The following is an 18,273-nucleotide window of genomic DNA, read 5'->3' on the forward strand; positions in this document are numbered from 1 at the left end:
AGGTGTAGAATGACGAGCGAACCCGCTTATATGAATCCGAAACAATCCTTTCAGGGATTGATCCTAACCCTGCAGCGCTTCTGGGCTGAGCAGGGCTGCGTTATCCTTCAGCCATACGATATGGAAGTGGGTGCGGGTACATTCCATCCGGCGACGACGCTGCGTGCTCTCGGCCCCCGTCCATGGAAGGCGGCTTATGTACAGCCATCCCGTCGTCCAACCGATGGCCGATATGGTGAAAACCCGAATCGCCTGCAGCATTATTATCAGTATCAGGTTATCCTGAAGCCAAACCCGCCAAATCTGCAGGAGCTTTATCTTGCATCTTTGAAGGCAATCGGTGTTGACCCACTGCTTCACGATATCCGCTTCGTTGAAGATGACTGGGAAAGCCCGACACTTGGTGCATGGGGCCTTGGCTGGGAATGCTGGTGTGATGGTATGGAAGTCAGCCAGTTCACATATTTCCAGCAGGTTGCTGGGGTGGAATGCGCCCCTGTTGCGGGTGAGCTGACCTACGGACTTGAGCGCATTGCCATGTATCTTCAGGGCGTCAATTCGGTTTATGACCTGAACTTTAATGGGCGCGAGGGTGACGAGAAGGTCACCTATGGTGAAGTCTTCCTTCAGGCCGAGCAGGAATATTCCCGCCATAACTTTGAGTATGCGGATACCGAAATGCTGTTCCGCCATTTCCGTGATGCAGAAGCGGCCTGTCAGAAGTATCTGGCTGATGGTGAACGAGGGGAAGCCCACCTGATGGCATTGCCTGCTTATGACCAGTGCCTGAAAGCCAGCCATCTCTTCAATCTGCTTGATGCACGTGGTGTGATCTCCGTGACTGAGCGCCAAAGTTACATCCTGCGTGTTCGCGAGCTTGCCAAAGCTTGTGGTGCCGCCTGGTTGAAGACTGCCGGTGGGCAGGCCGAAGCTTAACAATTCCATGCAGTTTTGCCTCTCGATAGAGAGGCCAGTGAGTTATTCAGATGTCCGATCTACTACTTGAAATTTTCTCTGAAGAAATCCCTGCACGGATGCAACGTCGCGCTGCCGAGGATTTAAAGAAGCTGCTCACAGATGCACTGGTTGAGCAGGGCTTTCTGTATGAAGGTGCTAAAGCCTTCTCAACACCGCGCCGCTTAGCTCTGCATATTGCAGGCCTGCCTGTAAAGGGTAAGGACGTTCGTGAAGAGCGCAAGGGCCCACGCGTTGGGGCGCCGGATGCTGCGGTTCAGGGCTTCTTAAAAAGTGCAGGCTTGTCTTCACTTGATCAGGCTACCATTGAGAGCGACCCGAAGAAGGGTGAGTTCTATGTGGCTGTTATTGAAAAGCCCGGTCGTTCAACTATTGAGGTTTTGAGCGAGCTCATTCCTCAGATCATTCGTGATTTCCCATGGCCAAAATCCATGCGCTGGGGGGCTGCATCTGCGCAGCCGGGCGCTTTGCGCTGGGTGCGTCCATTACAATCCATTCTCTGCACATTCGGCCCTGAAACAGAAGATACGGAAATCGTACCTTTTGAAATCAATGGCGTGGTTTCATCCAATATCACTTACGGGCACCGCTTTATGGCGCCAGAAGCGATCAAGGTACGGCGTTTCGATGATTATGTTCAGTCTCTGGAAAAGGCCAAGGTCGTTCTGGATGCCGAGCGCCGCAAGGATATTATCCTGCATGATGCCAAGGATATTGCCTTTGCTCAGGGGCTTGAGCTGATTGAAGATGAGGGTCTTCTTGATGAGGTTTCTGGCCTTGTTGAATGGCCAAAGGTTTTGATGGGCACCTTTGATGAGGCGTTTCTTGAAATTCCGCCAGAGGTTATTCGCACAACCATCCGCACAAACCAGAAATGCTTTGTTCTTGGTAAAGGCGACAGGCTTGCTAACAAGTTCATTCTTGTTTCAAACATTGAGCCAACCGATGGTGGCGCTGTTGTCGTTTCAGGAAACGAGCGCGTTGTTAAAGCCCGTCTTTCCGATGCGAAGTTCTTCTGGGAAACAGACAAGAAGCAGAAACTGGAAGAGCGTCTGCCAAAGCTTGATCAGATTGTTTTCCATGAAAAGCTTGGTACGCAGAGTGAACGCATTGCCCGTATTGGTGCACTGGCAGGTGAGCTGGCAGCTGTTGTAAAGGCTGATAAGGCTCAGGCACAGCGCGCTTCTCAGCTTGCAAAGGCTGACCTTGTTACAGGTATGGTTAGTGAGTTCCCTGAGTTGCAGGGGCTTATGGGTCGTTATTACGCTGCATTGCAGGGTGAGACACCATCTGTCGCTGCTGCTGTTGAAGAGCATTATAAGCCGCTTGGTCCGTCTGATCGCGTACCAACTGACCCGGTTTCCATTACGGTGGCACTGGCTGATAAGCTTGATACGCTGACAGGCTTCTGGGCAATTGATGAAAAGCCAACAGGTTCAAAAGATCCTTATGCCTTGCGTCGTGCTGCCCTTGGTGTGATCCGTCTGCTCGTTGATAACGAAATCCGTCTTCCGCTGTTTGATGCCTTTAACAAGGCACAAAGCAAGGTTGCTGGTAATGCAGAAGCAGCCCGTGATCTTCTTGGCTTTTTTGCAGATCGCCTTAAGGTCTATTTGCGTGATTCAGGCGCCCGTCATGACCTGATTGATGCCGTGTTCTCTCTGCCCGGTCAGGATGATCTTCTGATGGTTGTCCGTCGTGTTGAAGCGCTTGGACGTTTCCTAGATAGCGAAGATGGCAAGAACCTTCTGGCCGGCTTCCGTCGCGCTGCCAATATTCTTCGTATTGAAGAGAAGAAAGATGGCCGTACCTTTGATGGAGCTATCAAGTCAGAACTACTGGTGACACCAGAAGAGAAGGCTCTGGCCAAGGCTCTTGAGGTTTCCGGTAAAGAAGCGGCATCTGCTGTTGCTCGGGAAGATTTTGAAGGGGCAATGAAAGCCCTGTCTCAGTTACGTCAGCCGGTTGATGACTTCTTTGAAAAAGTTACGGTCAATGCGCCGGAATCTGATCTTCGTGAAAACCGCCTTTGCCTGTTGAACGCTATTCGTGCAGCAACACGGGAAGTGGCAGATTTCTCAAAAATTGAAGGCTGATTGAAGCTTTGGTTTACTTTCTAAAACCCCGGTTTATGACCGGGGTTTTTCTTTATTGACAATTCAGAAGAAAGAATAAGATATTTTCTACAAGTAGATTTGGACGATCAACCAGTAAGCTCCACTTGGCGTAGTAAAGAAAATAGCTTCTGATATATTTTGTTGGTCCAATTAATGACTTATGAAAAATTATTTCGGGTTCCCTTTTGAAAAATCTCTAATAAGCTGGCCTCGCCAAAATATCGTTCATCTTCCATTCGGAAAGCCTGTGCTCAACTCTGGAAGGTATCGGTATTGCCGGTTATTTCTCTAATGGGGATCAGATTATGACTAAATGGGTCTACACCTTCGGTGATGGTAAGGCTGAAGGTACGGCAGAGATGCGCAACCTGTTAGGTGGGAAGGGTGCGAATTTGGCAGAGATGTCAAACCTCGGACTTCCTGTTCCTCCCGGTTTTACAATCACGACTGAAGTCTGCACCTATTACTATAAAGAAAACCAAAGCTATCCTGCCGATCTGAAAGCTCAGGTCGAGGAGGCTCTTGCTGCAACCGGTAAACTGGCCAATCGCAAGTTTGGTGATTCTGAAAACCCGTTACTCGTATCTGTTCGCTCCGGTGCCCGCGCTTCTATGCCGGGCATGATGGATACGGTTCTGAACCTTGGTCTGAATGACACCACCGTTGAGGCTTTGGCGAAGAGTGCCAACGACCGCCGTTTTGCGTTTGATAGCTACCGTCGCTTCATTGGCATGTATTCTGATGTGGTGCTTGGTGTTGACCTGCACCACTTTGAAGAAGAGCTGGATGGTTTCAAGGATCGTAAGGGTTATGAACTTGATACTGAGATGACAGCCGATGACTGGCAGGCAATCATTACAACCTATAAGGCTATTGTTCAGCGTGAGCTGGGCCGCCCATTCCCGCAGGATGCGCACGAACAGCTATGGGGTGCGATTGGTGCCGTGTTTGGGTCTTGGATGACACCGCGAGCTATCAAATATCGTGAACTGAATGAAATCCCTGCTGATTGGGGAACCGCGGTTAACGTCCAGTCCATGGTCTTCGGCAACATGGGTGAAACATCGGCCACAGGCGTTGCCTTTACCCGTAACCCGTCCACGGGTGAGAATGCTTTCTACGGTGAATTCCTGATCAATGCGCAGGGTGAAGATGTGGTTGCCGGTATCCGCACGCCGCAGGATATCACAGAGGCTGCCAGAATTGCCTCTGGCTCTGATAAGCTCTCAATGGAAAAGGCAATGCCAGAGGTCTACAATGAGCTTGTCCGCATCTACAATAAGCTCGAGCAGCATTACCGCGATATGCAGGATATCGAGTTTACGGTCGAGAATAACAAGCTCTGGATGCTGCAGACCCGTAATGGCAAACGCACGACAAAAGCCGCTTTGCGCATTGCCGTTGATATGGTCAAGGAAGGGCTGATCACAAAGGAAGAGGCTGTTCTTCGTGTCGATCCGCTTTCTCTTGATCAGTTACTGCATCCAATGATTGATCCAAAAGCTGAGCGTAACGTTCTAGCCTCAGGCCTTCCGGCTTCACCGGGGGCAGCTTGTGGTGCGATTGTCTTTAATTCAGAGGATGCTGAGATCGCCAAGAAGGAAAGCAAGCCTGTTGTGCTGGTTCGCATTGAGACATCGCCAGACGATATTCACGGGATGCATGCTGCTGAAGGTATTCTGACAACCCGTGGTGGTATGACATCACACGCAGCTGTTGTGGCGCGTGGTATGGGTAAGCCATGTGTCTCAGGTGCAGGTTCTATCCGCGTAGATTATAAGGCTGAGACACTTTCAGTTGGTGATAAGACCTTGTCCAAGGGTGATATTATCACCATCGATGGGGCGACAGGTCAGGTATTGATCGGTCAGATCAAGATGCTTGAGCCAGAGCTTTCTGGTGAGTTTGCTGCTTTGATGGAATGGGCTGATGCCGCCCGTACCCTCAAGATCAGAGCCAATGCAGAAACACCTCTGGATGCGCGCACAGCACGCAACTTCGGAGCTGAGGGCATTGGTCTCAGCCGGACAGAACATATGTTCTTCAATGAAGAGCGGATTGTTGCCGTGCGTGAAATGATCCTAGCGGATGATGAAGAGGGACGTCGTAAGGCACTTGCCAAACTTCTCCCTTATCAGCGCGCAGATTTCACCGAGCTGTTTGAAATCATGAGTGGTCTGCCCGTCACGATCCGTCTGCTTGATCCACCTCTGCATGAATTCCTGCCGCATACGGATAAGGATATCGAAGAAGTCTCCAAGGCGATGGGTGTATCGGAAGATAAACTCCGCCGTCGGGTCAATGAACTGCATGAGTTCAACCCGATGCTGGGCTTCCGAGGCTGCCGCCTTGCCGTGGCTTATCCTGAAATTGCAGAGATGCAGGCCCGTGCCATTTTTGAGGCTGCCATTGAAGCGGGCCGCAAAACTGGTCAGAAGGTGAAGCCAGAAGTGATGGTTCCGCTCGTTCTGAGCAAAATGGAACTTGATCTGGTCAAGGGCCGGATTGATGCAATGGCAAAAGCCGTTGAAGAGGAAAGTAAAGAGAAGCTGGATTATCAGGTCGGTACGATGATTGAGCTGCCACGTGCTGCTCTTCTGGCTGATGAGATTGCCCAGTCTGCTGAGTTCTTCTCGTTTGGTACCAATGATCTGACACAGACGACACTTGGTCTTTCCCGAGATGATGCAGCAACTTTCCTCGGTAATTATACCGATAAGGGCATTCTCTCCCATGACCCATTCGTCTCTCTGGATCAGATTGGTGTCGGGCAGCTGGTTAAGCTTGCTGTTGAGCTTGGACAAAAAACACGCCCTGATATCAAACTTGGTGTCTGTGGTGAGCATGGTGGAGATCCGGCGTCTATCCATTTCTTCCATAACGTCGGGCTGGCTTATGTCTCCTGCTCACCGTATCGCGTGCCGATTGCGCGTCTGGCTGCTGCTCAGGCTGCGATAAAAGCAAAGCGTTAAAACAATTGAATTTCAGGCCCCTGATCAATAAGATAGGGGCCTGAAGTTTATTGGAGTGGGAATGAATGTCAGACGAGGAACCTATTAGTCGAAAAGGTATGCTTATCGGTCTGCGTATTTTCTCGCTTTTTCTGATCGTTGCCGGCTCTCTTTATGCTGCTTCTGGCAGGAATGTTATGGAGCCATGGGCTGCTGGTCAGTATGGGCAGGCAGCAGGTGCTTTTACGGGCCGGGTTTTGTTCTGGCTTATTCTGGCAATCTATACTTGGTACCATTCCCGCAAATACAAAGCAGCTTCCTGACAGGAAGCTGCAAATTTTTGTTGCGTTCAGGCTTCCATTTTAACCTCCTGTCAACCTTAACACGAGATAAATAAGACTGTTCCGTTATGACGAATCATGGCGGTGTGTTGTGTTTTTGTTTTGCGTTAAGGTGGTGTGACGTGAGGTTGCGTAATCATCGTCAGCAGCGTCGGTCCCGTATGAAATGGGTTTGTGCTGTCACAGCTCCATGGGCCTTGAGTGTTGGCCTGCTTGTTTCTTTTACGGCGGAAGCCGGAAACACACCTCAGTCTGGCCTTTCAGCGCTTTCCCGCGAACATATGAACCAGATGACAGCTGCTGATGCACCAATCATGCAGAGTGACATGGTTTTACGTGCCTATAGTGGCAACCGTCTCATCGACAATACAAGCCTTGCCCTACAGGCTTCCCTTCGCTTCAGGGATGACAATACAGATGACAGCCTTGGCTATCTACCGCCTAAAGGTGAGATGAAGCAGACAGGTTCAACTTTTCCTGAAGTTAACAAGTCCACGAAGATAGCTTCACGCTATATTCCTGAAAGCTTAAGCCGCCGGGCTATTGATCTGAGAAATTCTTCAACTGCTGTCAAACTGGCATTTGCCCGTGACGAACGTGCATTACCCCCAACAGTTGTTCTGTCAGGGTCATTAGAAGCAGAACCTTATGATTTGCAAACCTTCCAGCTTGATGAAGATGAGCCGGATTTTGCAATTGTCAGCAGCACAACAACGCATTCACCAATGACAGCCGCTGCTGGCTCTACTGGTTCCGGCGTAACTTACAGTATGGGTGATGGGTCTTCTCCTGCTGTTTCCCGCGCGGTTGTCCTGTCGTCTTCTACACCTGCTCCTCTGGATGAAATGCCAATGGAGATTGCATCTTCCGTTCCTGTCTCCAAACTGGGTAATGCTGGCTGGATTGATGAGCGGCTGCAACCAAATTATGCAGCACTTATCAAGGCTTCAAACTGGGACGCTGAGAAAAAGTGCCTTGCCGAAGCCGTATACTTTGAGGCTCGCAGTGAATCGGCTGATGGGCAGGCTGCTGTTGCGCAGGTTGTTCTGAACCGCGTGAAGAGTGGTTTATATCCATCAACAATCTGCGGAACTGTTTACCAGAACCGTAACCGTTATATGGCCTGCCAGTTCTCATTCGCCTGTGAAGGCAAGTCATTGCGTATCACAGAGCCGGGCCCATGGGCTCAGGCACAGAAAGTTGCCAACTCGGTTCTTGAGGGCAAGACCTATCTGGCCGATGTGGGTGGTGCAACGCACTATCACGCAGATTATGTGAAGCCTTACTGGTCAAAGAAGCTGAAGAAGATGGACGTGATTGGCCGGCATATCTTCTATAAGCTGAGGCCGGGTCAAACCTGATCCATATGAAAATCTGATTTTTTTAGACAGGCTCGAAGGTTACAAGCCTCCTTCGAGCCTGTTTTTTTGTTTTGAAAGTTCTGTCCCGAAGTAATCCATGAATGAGCGGACACGAGCTGAGTTTCGTAGCTCCGCATGGGTCAGTAACCAGAGGCTGGTTTCAAGTTCAGGAAGAGGTTGCGTCAATCGGGCGAGGGCTGGATGTGTATCGCCCAAGTAACAGGGAAGGGCGGCAATCCCTATGCCATTTTCAATGGCACATGAGACGCCCAAAACCGTGTTGAGATTTAAGGCGATATTTTCAGGTCGAACATGATCCGTCATAAAACGTGCGGGTTTGGAACCGGCAAGATTATCGCTGAAGCCAATCCATTGCATGGCTCTTAAATCATCAAAACTGAGCAGTTTCTTGAAGTTATTCGCATGACCGTAAATTGCCCATGACAATGGGCTTATTCGTCGCCCGACCAGGTTTTCCGGTGGGGCGTCAGTGGCCCGTATGGCAATGTCTGCATCCTGTTTTGAAAGGCTCAGAGCCTGATTGGTTTGAATAAGCTCAACATGAATATCGGGATAATGTGCCATATATCCGGGCAGCAGAGGGAGGATCAGGCTTTGCTGCAGCATATCATTGGTTGTGATTTTCAGAGAACCGGAAAGGGCCTGTTCATGATCTGAGAGCTTTCTGCTGAAGCTGAAAATATCGAACTCCATGCGCTCGGCCAAAGTAATCATTTCCTGTCCGGCCGAGGTTGGGACATAGCCGTTTCTATGGCGCTCAAACAGTTTCACTCCAAGCGACTCTTCAACCTGCGCAAGCTGGCGGAAAACCGTTGAATGATTGAGTTTCAGTTGTCTTGAAGCGCCTACAAGCCCTTTGGCATCCGCCACTGCCTTGACGAGCCGGAAATCATCCCATGAGAGTTTCGACATGATAAGTATGCTTTTCTGCAAAGATAACATCGTTATCGTATGCATAAATTTGCAAGCTTGGAATTGATATTTTGTGGCTTAGGCTGTTTTGTCCGCTGCAGCTCGGGAAAGCCTGTCATTTATAGCTTCGCCCAAACCAGAATTGGGGATTGGGGATATAGCTATACAATCAGCCCCCGCTTCATCCAAAGTTCTTAATGCAGAAAACAGATTGCCTGCAGCCTCTGCCAGATCACCGCTTTCACTGAGATTGAAACTGATAAGGGCATCTGGCGCCTGAAAATCTTTCCCAAACAGGAGGGCTGCTTCTCTAGGGCCAAATGATGTTGCGTTTAGTCTGACGCCTGTCAGGGGGGCATAATGGGATGTGAGCATGCCCGGAGCCATTGGTTTGGCGGAAACAGGTGGACGGTGTGCCAGCTTCTTTCCCAGCACGGCTTCAATCTGTTCACGTGTAATACCACCGGGGCGTAATAAGCCCGGCTCAGTACCTGTGCAGTCAATGATTGTTGATTCAACGCCTACGTTTGTTGAGCCTCCGTCAACAACAGCTGCAATTCGTCCATTTAAATCTTCAAGGACGTGCGGTGCGGAGGTGGCGCTGACATGACCTGAGCTATTTGCAGAAGGTGCGGCAATTGGAAGAGCGACTTTCTCCAGAATGGCTTTGGCAACAGGGTGGTCGGGTACGCGTAAACCAACGCTGGTGAGCCCCGCTCGTGCTAAATCACACACAGTGGACGTTGCTGAAATTGGCACGACAAGAGTGAGTGGGCCAGGCCAGAATGCTGTTGCGAGGGCTTTGGCATCTTCAGAGAAGACCCCTTGCTCAAAAGCCATTTCTGCCGATGGAAGGTGAGCGATAAGCGGATTAAAGCTTGGTCTTTGTTTCGCAGAATATATGTCTGCTACGGCTTTCGGGCTGGTTGCGTCTGCTCCCAGGCCATAGACTGTTTCCGTCGGAAAGGCGACACATAGGCCCTGAGCCAGAAGTTCTGCTGCTCTTTGAAGCCCGATCTCGTCTGCTTGTAAATACTCTGTCGGGTTCAATTAGGACTCCATGGAACCCTGCGATAGTCGGCGTTGACTCTTTGACGCAGGCTGTAAAAAATGTCTAAAAATAGCGGTATTAAAAAACACGTCCCACTAATTCGGTTCATTTACCGGAATTTATGGGGGAGAATCAAGGAAACGCCACGTGGATATGCACCATTTGGAGATAATAAATGACATTTAATGCACCGGTAAAAGACATCGCCTTTGCCATGAACCATGTTGCGGGGCTCAAAAAGGCTATTGATAATGGCACTTATGCTGAACTTTCAGATGATATGGTTGAAACCATTCTGGAAGAAGCCGGCAAGTTCGCGAATGAGATGGTTGCCCCTCTGAACAGAGATGGCGATACTGTCGGTGCAAAGCTGATTGACGGGCAGGTCAAGACAGCTCCCGGGTGGAAAGATACTTACAATGCCTGGACAGAAGCTGGCTGGGCAACCCTGACAGGTTCTCCTGAATATGGCGGGCAAGGCCTGCCGCACCTGCTGGCCAGTGCCTGCTATGAAATGTGGAGCTCAGCTTCCATGGCCTGGTGCCTTGGCCCAATCCTGACAGGTGGTGGTGTTGAGGCTCTGACCTATCACGGTTCTCAGGAGCTCAAAGACCGTTACCTTGAAAAACTCATCACCGGTGAGTGGATGGCAACGATGAACCTGACAGAACCGGAAGCTGGTTCTGATCTGGCACCTATGAAGACACGCGCAACGCCAAAGGGCGATGGTACTTATCTGATCAAGGGCCAGAAAATCTTTATTTCTTACGGCGATCATGATCTCACAGACAATATCATCCATCTGGTTCTTGCGCGTCTTCCAGATGCGCCAGCCGGTACACGTGGTATTTCTCTGTTCCTTGTTCCAAAATTCCTGCCGGATGGAACACGTAACGATGCACACCCAACAAGCCTTGAGCACAAAATGGGTATCCATGGTTCACCAACAGCCGTTATGGAATTTGGTGCAGGTGAAGGTGCAGTTGGCTGGCTGATCGGTGAAGAAAACCGTGGTCTGGCCTGCATGTTCACAATGATGAATAATGCCCGTCTGAATGTCGGTATTGAAGGTGTTGGTATCGCAGAACGCGCCTACCAGCAGGCTCTAGCCTATGCCAAGGAACGTCGTCAGGCCCGCGCAGTTGGAACACCAAAAGATGCTCCGATGTCTGCAATCATCGAGCACCCAGATGTTAAGCGCATGCTGCTGACCATGAAGGCACTGACACAGGTCTCCCGTGGTATCTGCTACATGACATCAGCTGCCCTTGATGAGCAGCACCTGGGTGCAGATGATGCTGCAAAGAAGGCTGGTGCAAACCGTGCTGCTCTGCTGACACCGATTGCCAAGGCCTTCTCGACAGACGTCGGTAATGAGGTTTCTTCTCTTGGCGTGCAGGTCCATGGTGGTGCTGGCTTCATTGAAGAAACAGGCGCAGCCCAGCATATGCGTGATGCACGTATTGCTGCGATTTATGAAGGTACCAATGGTATTCAGGCTATTGACCTAGTGACTCGTAAGCTGCCGCTTGAGAACGGTGAAGTTGTCTTTGCTCAAATTGCTGCCATTCGTGCAACTGCTAAGGCTGTTGCCAAGGCTGGTTCTGAGCATGGTGAAACTGCTGCTCGTCTGCGTGATGCAGCTGAAAGCCTTGATCAGGCAACATCATTCCTGCTCAAAGCCGTCTCCGCTGATCTGAATACGGCTCTGGCTGTTGCAACTCCTTACCTGCGCCTATTCGGCCTTGTACTGGGTGGCTCTATTCTTGCTGAAATGGCTATGGCTTCTGCTGCAGCTCTTGCCTCTGGTGAGACAGATCCTGCTCATAAGGGCCGTATTGCACTCAGCCGTTTCTATGCAGAGAATCTGTTGCTCGAAGCAGCAAGTCTTTCTGCACTGGTGCTGAATGGTGCTTCCTCTGTCATGAATGCAGAAGAAGCTCTGGCTGACTGATAAGAATAAAGGGACTGCGGATATACTTTTGTCCGCAGTCCTTATTTTTTGATAATAACTTATTGAAATTAATAATAGCTAGGCCATATCTAGGAAGCTCATTTCAGCGTTGAAGTGCAGCAGATATGGTTTCAATAAGCAAAAAAGGTTTCGGGATGTTTCCAGAACGGCTCTCTGAAGGTTACAGAACTTTTGTCAACGGTCGCTTTGCAAGTGAACGCCAACGCTATGAGCAGCTGGCGCAAAAAGGCCAAAAGCCCGAGATCATGATTTTTGGCTGCGTTGACTCACGGGTGTCTCCAGAGGTTATTTTTGATGCTAACCCGGGTGAGCTTCTTGTTGTCCGCAACGTTGCCAACCTTGTGCCAAAATATGAGCCAGATCGTGATGCCCAGCACGGTACAAGCGCGGCTCTTGAGTTTGGTGTGCAGGCCCTCAAGGTTAAACATATCATTGTGTTAGGACATGCTTTCTGTGGTGGTATTCGTGCCTTCGCTGATGAGCAGGAACCATTATCACAAGGTGATTTTATTGGTCGCTGGATGTCACAGATTGCGCCTGCTGCTGAAAGTCTCGGGCCACGTGCACCCGGTGATAGCGAAGGATATTTACGTCGTCTTGAGTATGCATCCGTCAATCTCAGCCTCAAGAACCTGATGACATTTCCTTATGTGAAGGAACGGGTTGAGCAGGGCCTCCTGAAGTTGCATGGCGCGTATTTTGGTGTGGCAACGGGCCGCCTGCTTATTCGTAACTCAGAGACAGGTAATTTTGAGCCGGTGATTGAAGATATGCCTGAGCACATTTCAATGATGCGATGTGAATAAGGCCTCTCAACTGGTCTGCATAATTTCTGCATAATATGCCTGAAAATCTGCGCGTCTCATGAGAAGAGAATGCAATGTGAGGCTGTAATCTGCCTTACATGAAAAACGAGACCCTTTTTTCAAAACCTCCCGTATCTTTGCCAAGCTGCCTGCTGCAGGACAGTTGGTGGCTGGCAAATGATATTGACCCATCCTCCCGTCAGTCTTCACGACTACGAACGGATGTCTGTTCTGTACCTTCTCAAACTAAGCAGCGTGTGCCAGTTCAATCTCTGCTTTTTGGTTCAGATCAGACATCCCGCTAGGCCATTCGTCGTTAAACTCTTCTCAGGTAAATTCCATGGCTAAAATAAATGCTCTTGCAAGGCATCGCCTTCGCTTGCCCTTAAAGCTCGCTCTCACGTTATTCCTGATTGGGTTGGCTGACTGGCTCTTTTTTGGTTGGGATATCGGTATCTCAGTTGTGATTTTCTTTCTCGCACTTGTGGGTGGGGCAGTGGTTGCCAATCCGGTTCATGCAACAGCCAGACAGTTTTACACCGTCTGCATATTGTTCGCGTTATCATTACTGCCAATGGTTGATGAGCTGAATGGTGTTTCTTTTGCATTCGGGGCTGTTGGCGCATTGGTCTTCCTGCTTGTTACAGGAGGAGCCATGCAGCGGGTGAAGGGGGCTTGGGTAAACTTAGTTGCATCCACGCTTCTGGCAACACCACTCCGGTTCTTCAAGGATATTTCGACTTATAGTTCGCAAACCAAGCGACAGGGGTTGAAAACAACAATCAGCCTTGTCTCATTTGCCAGATGCGCATTTCTCATTTTAACTGGCTCTGCCTTTGTATTTTTGTTTTCAAATGGCAATCAGCTTATCGCTGATGCATGGGCAAAACTTGAAACTCTTCTCCCATCTTTTGAAAATGTTAGCCCTGAGCGTGTCGGTTTGTGGATTTTCTTTTTATGCGTCAGCTGGCTGTTTTTAGGCTTTGCTTTGTGGCGTCATAACTGGATTTGGAAAAAATCTGCCACACAGGTAAGGCTGCCGATTAAACAGCAGCCAGAAGTTGCGATTAATCTTGATTTCCTGTCTGCCTCTCTGATGCGTAATGCGCTTTTGATGTTTAATCTGATCTTTGCTGTCCAGACAGTTCTTGACCTTGTTTATCTCTGGGGTGGAGCAAGTCTGCCGGAGGGGATGACCTATGCCCAATATGTGCATCGCGGCTTTAATTCTTTAATTGCGGCCGTTATTCTTGCTGCTGGTTTTGTTCTTCTGTTTATGCGTAAGGGCGGAGAAGGTGAAAGCTCCAAGACTGTCCGTCTGCTGACCTATGTCTGGATTGCGCAAAATGCGATTCTGGTTATCTCTCTCATGTTGCGCATGGAGTTATATGTTGAAGTTTATTTCCTGACCTGGAGCAGGGTTATCGTTTTTATTTGGATGGGCATTGTGATTGTGGGGCTTGCTTTGATGGCGGCGCGTATTGCTTGTGGCTATTCAAATGGCTGGTTAATCCGGATGAATGCTATCGCTGTTGTCGCCGTCGTGTACGCTTGCAGTTTCGTTGATTTCCCAAAGGTGATCTCAAGTTACAATTTAGCTCATTACCAGATCAATAAACTATCAGATTGCCAGAGCTGTGCCCGGTTTGATTTTCGATATAATGGTACACTGGGTGCGGGGGCTCTTCCTGCTATTGATGAATATCTTGCTAATCAATACGCTGAAATTGCCAATTATGAAGGAGCAAAGCCAGTTATAACCCGTTCTGACGCAATGGAGACTGTTGTGCCCGAGAGGAATCCGGCAAGCTATTGTCAGTCGCTCGTGAGAACGTATAATAACAGCGTCAAGGTAAGAAATGCGAACGCAGCCTATTATCTCAAAGAGACTGATAACTGGCGCGGTTAAGGGTATCGCAAGATAAATATCTTGTCATATCTTGAGACTAAACCAAGCCTTAGTCTTGTGGCACTGGACTAATAATGGAAGATAAAATGGCCCAGACAATCCTTGTTGTCGATGATGATCCGCATATTCGTGATGTTATCTGTTTCACCTTACAAAAGGCCGGAATGGAGGCACATATTGCTAAAGATGGTGCAGAAGCACTGGAGCAATTCCGGAATGTCTCTCCAGATCTGATCATATTGGATGTCGGTATGCCAGAGATGGATGGTCTGGAGGTCTGTCGACAGATACGCAAAACCTCTGAGGTGCCTATTTTATTTCTCTCTGCACGCGATGAGGAGATTGACCGGGTACTGGGACTGGAAATTGGTGGTGATGACTATGTTACCAAACCATTCAGTCCACGAGAGCTGGTTGCGCGTGTTAATGTTATCCTGCGCCGTGCCCAGGGAGGCGGGGCAAAGGACGAGAGTTCTACTGATGCGCCACTGGTCATTGGAGCCTTGGTGGTAAATTCTGAGCGCCATGAAGTTGTATTCAATGGTCAAGCCCTTACATTGACGGCCCTTGAGTTTGCTATTGTCCGGGCTTTTGTGCGCCGTCCGGGTATTGTCTTTAATCGTGAGCAGATCATGAATACGGCTTATGATGGCAATATCCATGTTTCTGATCGTACGATTGATAGCCACATTCGTAATCTTCGGGCCAAATTTGCAGCGGTTGGCTGTACGGATATTATTGTAACAGTTCATGGTGTCGGCTTCCGCCTCGGGCGCTGTGAGGTTGCCTGATGCATAAGGAGCGCCGTAAAAAATGGCGCCCTTCGATGGGCCTGATTGTCTTTGTTGTTCTTGGGACAGTTCTCGCTCTCCCGTTGGTCGGGCTGTTCTTTTTCCGATTGTATGAAAACCAGCTGATCCGTGAAACAGAAGCAGAGTTGATTGCACAAAGTGCTGCTATTTCTGCTGTCTTTGCTCAGAAGATCGAGGCTTTGCCGCCTGAAAAGCGTGTACTTGGTGCACCTGCGATCAGTTTTGCTAAACTTGAGAATGGTTCGTTTCAGCCTATTCCAACATCACTTGATTTGGCTGTTGGTCCTATTTTAAGCAGTCGTCCAGATGCTCAGCCTGCGTTGGAAGCACCATCGGCAGCGAACCTGAAAATAGGCGAAGAGTTGCAGGAAGTCTTGCAGCGGACACAAACCGTTACACTTGCAGGTTTTCGGTTGCTGGATGCCAAAGGTGTTGTGATTTCTGGTCGCGAGGAGATTGGGCAGTCTCTTGCGCATATTGAGGAAATTCATACGGCATTGAATGGTGCATTTATGTCCATGCTGCGCGTTCGTGCTGTTAATCGCCCGGCGCCGCCGCTCTACTCCATCAGTCGTGGAACCGGTGTGCGTATCTTTACGGCGATGCCTGTGATTGTCGATGGGCGCGTGGCCGGTGTTGTCTATGCCTCACGTACGCCTGATAACATCGTGAAGCATATGTATGCTGAACGTAAAAAGTATATTTTAGCAGCGCTGGCCATTCTTCTGGTAACGGGCATTATTGGTTTAATTTTTGTGCGTTTGATTTCACGCCCGATTCACGGTCTTGTGCGTCGCGCGGGAGAAATTGGCCGCAGGGAAGAAGATCCTGTTCCGCTCAAGCATTATGGAACACGTGAAATTGCCCTTCTTGGTGAGGGGCTTGACGATATGGCACAACGCCTGCGTGAGCGGTCTGATTATATTGCCACCTTCGCCGCCCATGTTTCCCACGAAATCAAGACACCGCTTACTTCAATGCAGGGCGCTGCTGAGCTTTTGCGTGACGCACCGGATATGTCTGAGGAGGAGCGTAACAAGTTTCTTGATAATATCATTGCAGATACGTCGCGACTGACAGATATTCTCCATCGTCTGCGGGAACTGGCACGCGCAGATAACCCGCAGACGAGCGGCATATCAGAGCTTGAAAACATCGCTGCTGACCTGCGTATCGGATTCCCGAAACTTACTATCAATATTGTATCTGATGCCGGTCAGGCCATTCCCATGGCTCATGAGAACGTCATGATTGTTGTTTCGCATCTGGCCGATAATGCGCAGCAGCATGGGGCGAGCAGACTGGATATTTCTACCTTTATAAACGAGAAGAATATCCATCTGCGTATTGAAGATAATGGTGAGGGTATTTCTGAACGTAACAGGGATAAAATATTCGATTCATTTTTTACAACACGCAGAGAGCGCGGCGGAACCGGTATGGGGCTCAGAATTGCATCTGCCATGCTTCAGTCCCACGGTGGTGTCATTCGGCTTCGTGATGATGTGCGAATTGGGACAGCATTTGAGCTTGTTCTGCCTGTGTCCGCATAAAAAAAAGCCCTGCCGTTATCGGGCAGGGCTTTCTTCGTATGTAAATTTAGTGTGACAGAATCTTGGATAAGAACTGCTGCGCACGGTCTGAGCGTGGCTTGCCAAAAAAGTCATCCTTATTGGCGTCTTCAACAATTTCACCCTGATCCATAAAGATCACGCGATCTGCCACTTTACGAGCAAAGCCCATTTCGTGGGTGACGACCATCATGGTCATGCCTTCGTGAGCCAGTTGAACCATAACATCGAGCACTTCATTGATCATTTCCGGATCAAGGGCAGATGTTGGCTCATCAAACAGCATGGCAATCGGATCCATCGCCAGCGCGCGGGCAATAGCGACACGCTGCTGCTGACCACCTGAAAGCTGGCCCGGGAATTTCTGTGCCTGACTCTTGAGGCCAACACGCTCAAGCAGAACCCTTGCGCGTTCCATCGCTTCTGAACGCTTGCGGCCGAGAACCTTTTCCTGTGCCAGACAAAGATTGTCGATAATCTTGAGGTGAGGGAATAGTTCAAAGTGCTGGAACACCATGCCAACATGCGAACGAAGCTTTGGAAGGTCTGTCTTCGGATCATTGACCTTCGTGCCATTGATAATGATCTCGCCGCCCTGAATGGGTTCGAGCGCATTCACGCATTTGATCAATGTTGATTTGCCAGAGCCTGACGGGCCGCAAACCACAACGACTTCACCTTTGCCAACATGCGTCGTGCAGTCTTTGAGGGCCTGGAATGTTGGCCCATACCACTTGTTGACGTGAGAAATAGTAATCATGAAGACCTCAATGAATGATCGCAACGCGCTTCTGAAGCCGCTTGACGGCATAAGAGGCAGCGAAGGAAATAAGGAAATAGACGACTGCGACGAAGATATAAAGCTCAAATTGACGGAAATCGCGTTTGGCTATCTTATCGGCAGCGCCAAGGAAGTCGGTTGCTGAGAGAACGTAGACTAGGGTGGTGTCCTGAAACAGGGCAATAATCTGGGTCAACAGAACGGGCAGCACATTACGGAAAGCCTGCGGCAGAACGATATAGCCCATGACCTGCCAGTAGCGCAGACCCAAGGCATAACCGGCCGATGGCTGGCCTTTTGGAATAGACTGGATGCCGGCGCGGACAATCTCAGCAAAGTACGCAGCTTCAAAGAGCGTAAAGGTGATGAACGCTGACATAAAGGCACCAACCGGGATCGGACGGGAGCCGCCAGTCATCCACATGGCAATCCATGGAACGAGGAAGAAGAACCAGAAAATGACAAGCACCAGCGGCAGTGAACGGACAAAGTTCACATAGCCTGCAGAAAAGGCAGCGAGAACTTTCCAGCGTCCAAGTCGCATCAATGTCAGCAAGGTACCTAAAAAAACACCGGTGACGGTAGAGAGCGCTGTCAGAATGAGAGTAAACCGCATCCCATCCAGAAACAGATAGGACAGGTTGTTGGTGATAACGTGTGTATCAAAATTCGCGAACATCTACTGGCCCC

The 18,273-nt window shown here is 49.6% G+C and carries 14 protein-coding genes; 10 read left to right on the top strand and 4 right to left on the bottom strand.

The genetic code is table 11. The features are described 5' to 3' along the window. Positions 1-9: 9 nt before the first annotated feature. The 5 genes from WJT86_RS03970 (at position 10) to WJT86_RS03990 (ending at position 7,745) form a co-directional block, all read left to right on the top strand. Entirely contained in the window at positions 10-936 is a 927-nt protein-coding gene (locus tag WJT86_RS03970; protein ID WP_346336180.1) for a glycine--tRNA ligase subunit alpha, read from the top strand. A gap of 50 nt (positions 937-986) precedes the next feature. Continuing rightward, on the top strand, positions 987-3,071 hold the full coding sequence (gene glyS, locus WJT86_RS03975; RefSeq protein ID WP_346336181.1) for a glycine--tRNA ligase subunit beta: 2,085 nt from the start codon (positions 987-989) through the stop codon (positions 3,069-3,071). Between the two features lie 326 nt (positions 3,072-3,397). Beyond that, the gene (gene ppdK, locus WJT86_RS03980) at positions 3,398-6,064 is read left to right on the top strand and encodes a pyruvate, phosphate dikinase (protein WP_346336182.1); all 2,667 of its coding nucleotides are present in this window, start codon (positions 3,398-3,400) and stop codon (positions 6,062-6,064) included. 65 nt (positions 6,065-6,129) lie between these two features. Then, complete coding sequence (locus tag WJT86_RS03985) at positions 6,130-6,366, top strand: hypothetical protein (protein ID WP_346336183.1); 237 nt, start codon at positions 6,130-6,132, stop codon at positions 6,364-6,366. Positions 6,367-6,506: 140 nt separating this feature from the next. Continuing rightward, positions 6,507-7,745: a cell wall hydrolase gene (locus WJT86_RS03990; protein ID WP_346336184.1), complete on the top strand. Its 1,239-nt coding sequence runs from the start codon at positions 6,507-6,509 to the stop codon at positions 7,743-7,745. Positions 7,746-7,784: 39 nt separating this feature from the next. On the opposite strand, the gene WJT86_RS03995 is transcribed toward WJT86_RS03990, so the two are convergent. Continuing rightward, positions 7,785-8,678, bottom strand: coding sequence for a LysR family transcriptional regulator (locus WJT86_RS03995; protein WP_346336185.1), 894 nt, complete (start codon positions 8,676-8,678; stop codon positions 7,785-7,787). Between the two features lie 78 nt (positions 8,679-8,756). Next, the gene (locus WJT86_RS04000; protein ID WP_346336186.1) at positions 8,757-9,728 is read right to left on the bottom strand and encodes an L-threonylcarbamoyladenylate synthase; all 972 of its coding nucleotides are present in this window, start codon (positions 9,726-9,728) and stop codon (positions 8,757-8,759) included. A gap of 176 nt (positions 9,729-9,904) precedes the next feature. On the opposite strand from WJT86_RS04000, the gene WJT86_RS04005 reads away from it, so the two are divergent. From WJT86_RS04005 to WJT86_RS04025, 5 genes are all read left to right on the top strand, one after another. After that, positions 9,905-11,683 (top strand): acyl-CoA dehydrogenase, encoded by a 1,779-nt coding sequence (locus tag WJT86_RS04005; protein ID WP_346336187.1) that lies wholly within the window; start codon positions 9,905-9,907, stop codon positions 11,681-11,683. Positions 11,684-11,838: 155 nt separating this feature from the next. Further along, positions 11,839-12,510, top strand: coding sequence for a carbonic anhydrase (locus tag WJT86_RS04010; protein ID WP_346336188.1), 672 nt, complete (start codon positions 11,839-11,841; stop codon positions 12,508-12,510). A gap of 340 nt (positions 12,511-12,850) precedes the next feature. Next, a complete protein-coding gene (locus tag WJT86_RS04015; RefSeq protein WP_346336189.1) occupies positions 12,851-14,419 on the top strand; it encodes a DUF4153 domain-containing protein in 1,569 nt (522 codons plus the stop codon). Positions 14,420-14,505: 86 nt separating this feature from the next. Next, complete coding sequence (locus WJT86_RS04020) at positions 14,506-15,210, top strand: response regulator transcription factor (protein ID WP_346336302.1); 705 nt, start codon at positions 14,506-14,508, stop codon at positions 15,208-15,210. Then, positions 15,210-16,784 (top strand): sensor histidine kinase, encoded by a 1,575-nt coding sequence (locus WJT86_RS04025; RefSeq protein ID WP_346336190.1) that lies wholly within the window; start codon positions 15,210-15,212, stop codon positions 16,782-16,784. Before WJT86_RS04020 ends, WJT86_RS04025 begins: the two co-directional genes overlap by 1 nt. A 46-nt stretch (positions 16,785-16,830) precedes the next feature. On the opposite strand, the gene WJT86_RS04030 is transcribed toward WJT86_RS04025, so the two are convergent. Together WJT86_RS04030 and WJT86_RS04035 are read right to left on the bottom strand one after the other, a co-directional pair. After that, on the bottom strand, positions 16,831-17,562 hold the full coding sequence (locus WJT86_RS04030) for an amino acid ABC transporter ATP-binding protein (RefSeq protein WP_346336191.1): 732 nt from the start codon (positions 17,560-17,562) through the stop codon (positions 16,831-16,833). A gap of 7 nt (positions 17,563-17,569) precedes the next feature. Beyond that, a complete protein-coding gene (locus WJT86_RS04035) occupies positions 17,570-18,262 on the bottom strand; it encodes an amino acid ABC transporter permease (protein WP_346336192.1) in 693 nt (230 codons plus the stop codon). Between the last annotated feature and the right edge of the window lie 11 nt (positions 18,263-18,273).

Origin of the sequence: Hohaiivirga grylli (assembly GCF_039655745.1) — a bacterium.
GTDB classification, from domain to species: Bacteria; Pseudomonadota; Alphaproteobacteria; order Rhizobiales; family Beijerinckiaceae; genus Hohaiivirga; species Hohaiivirga grylli.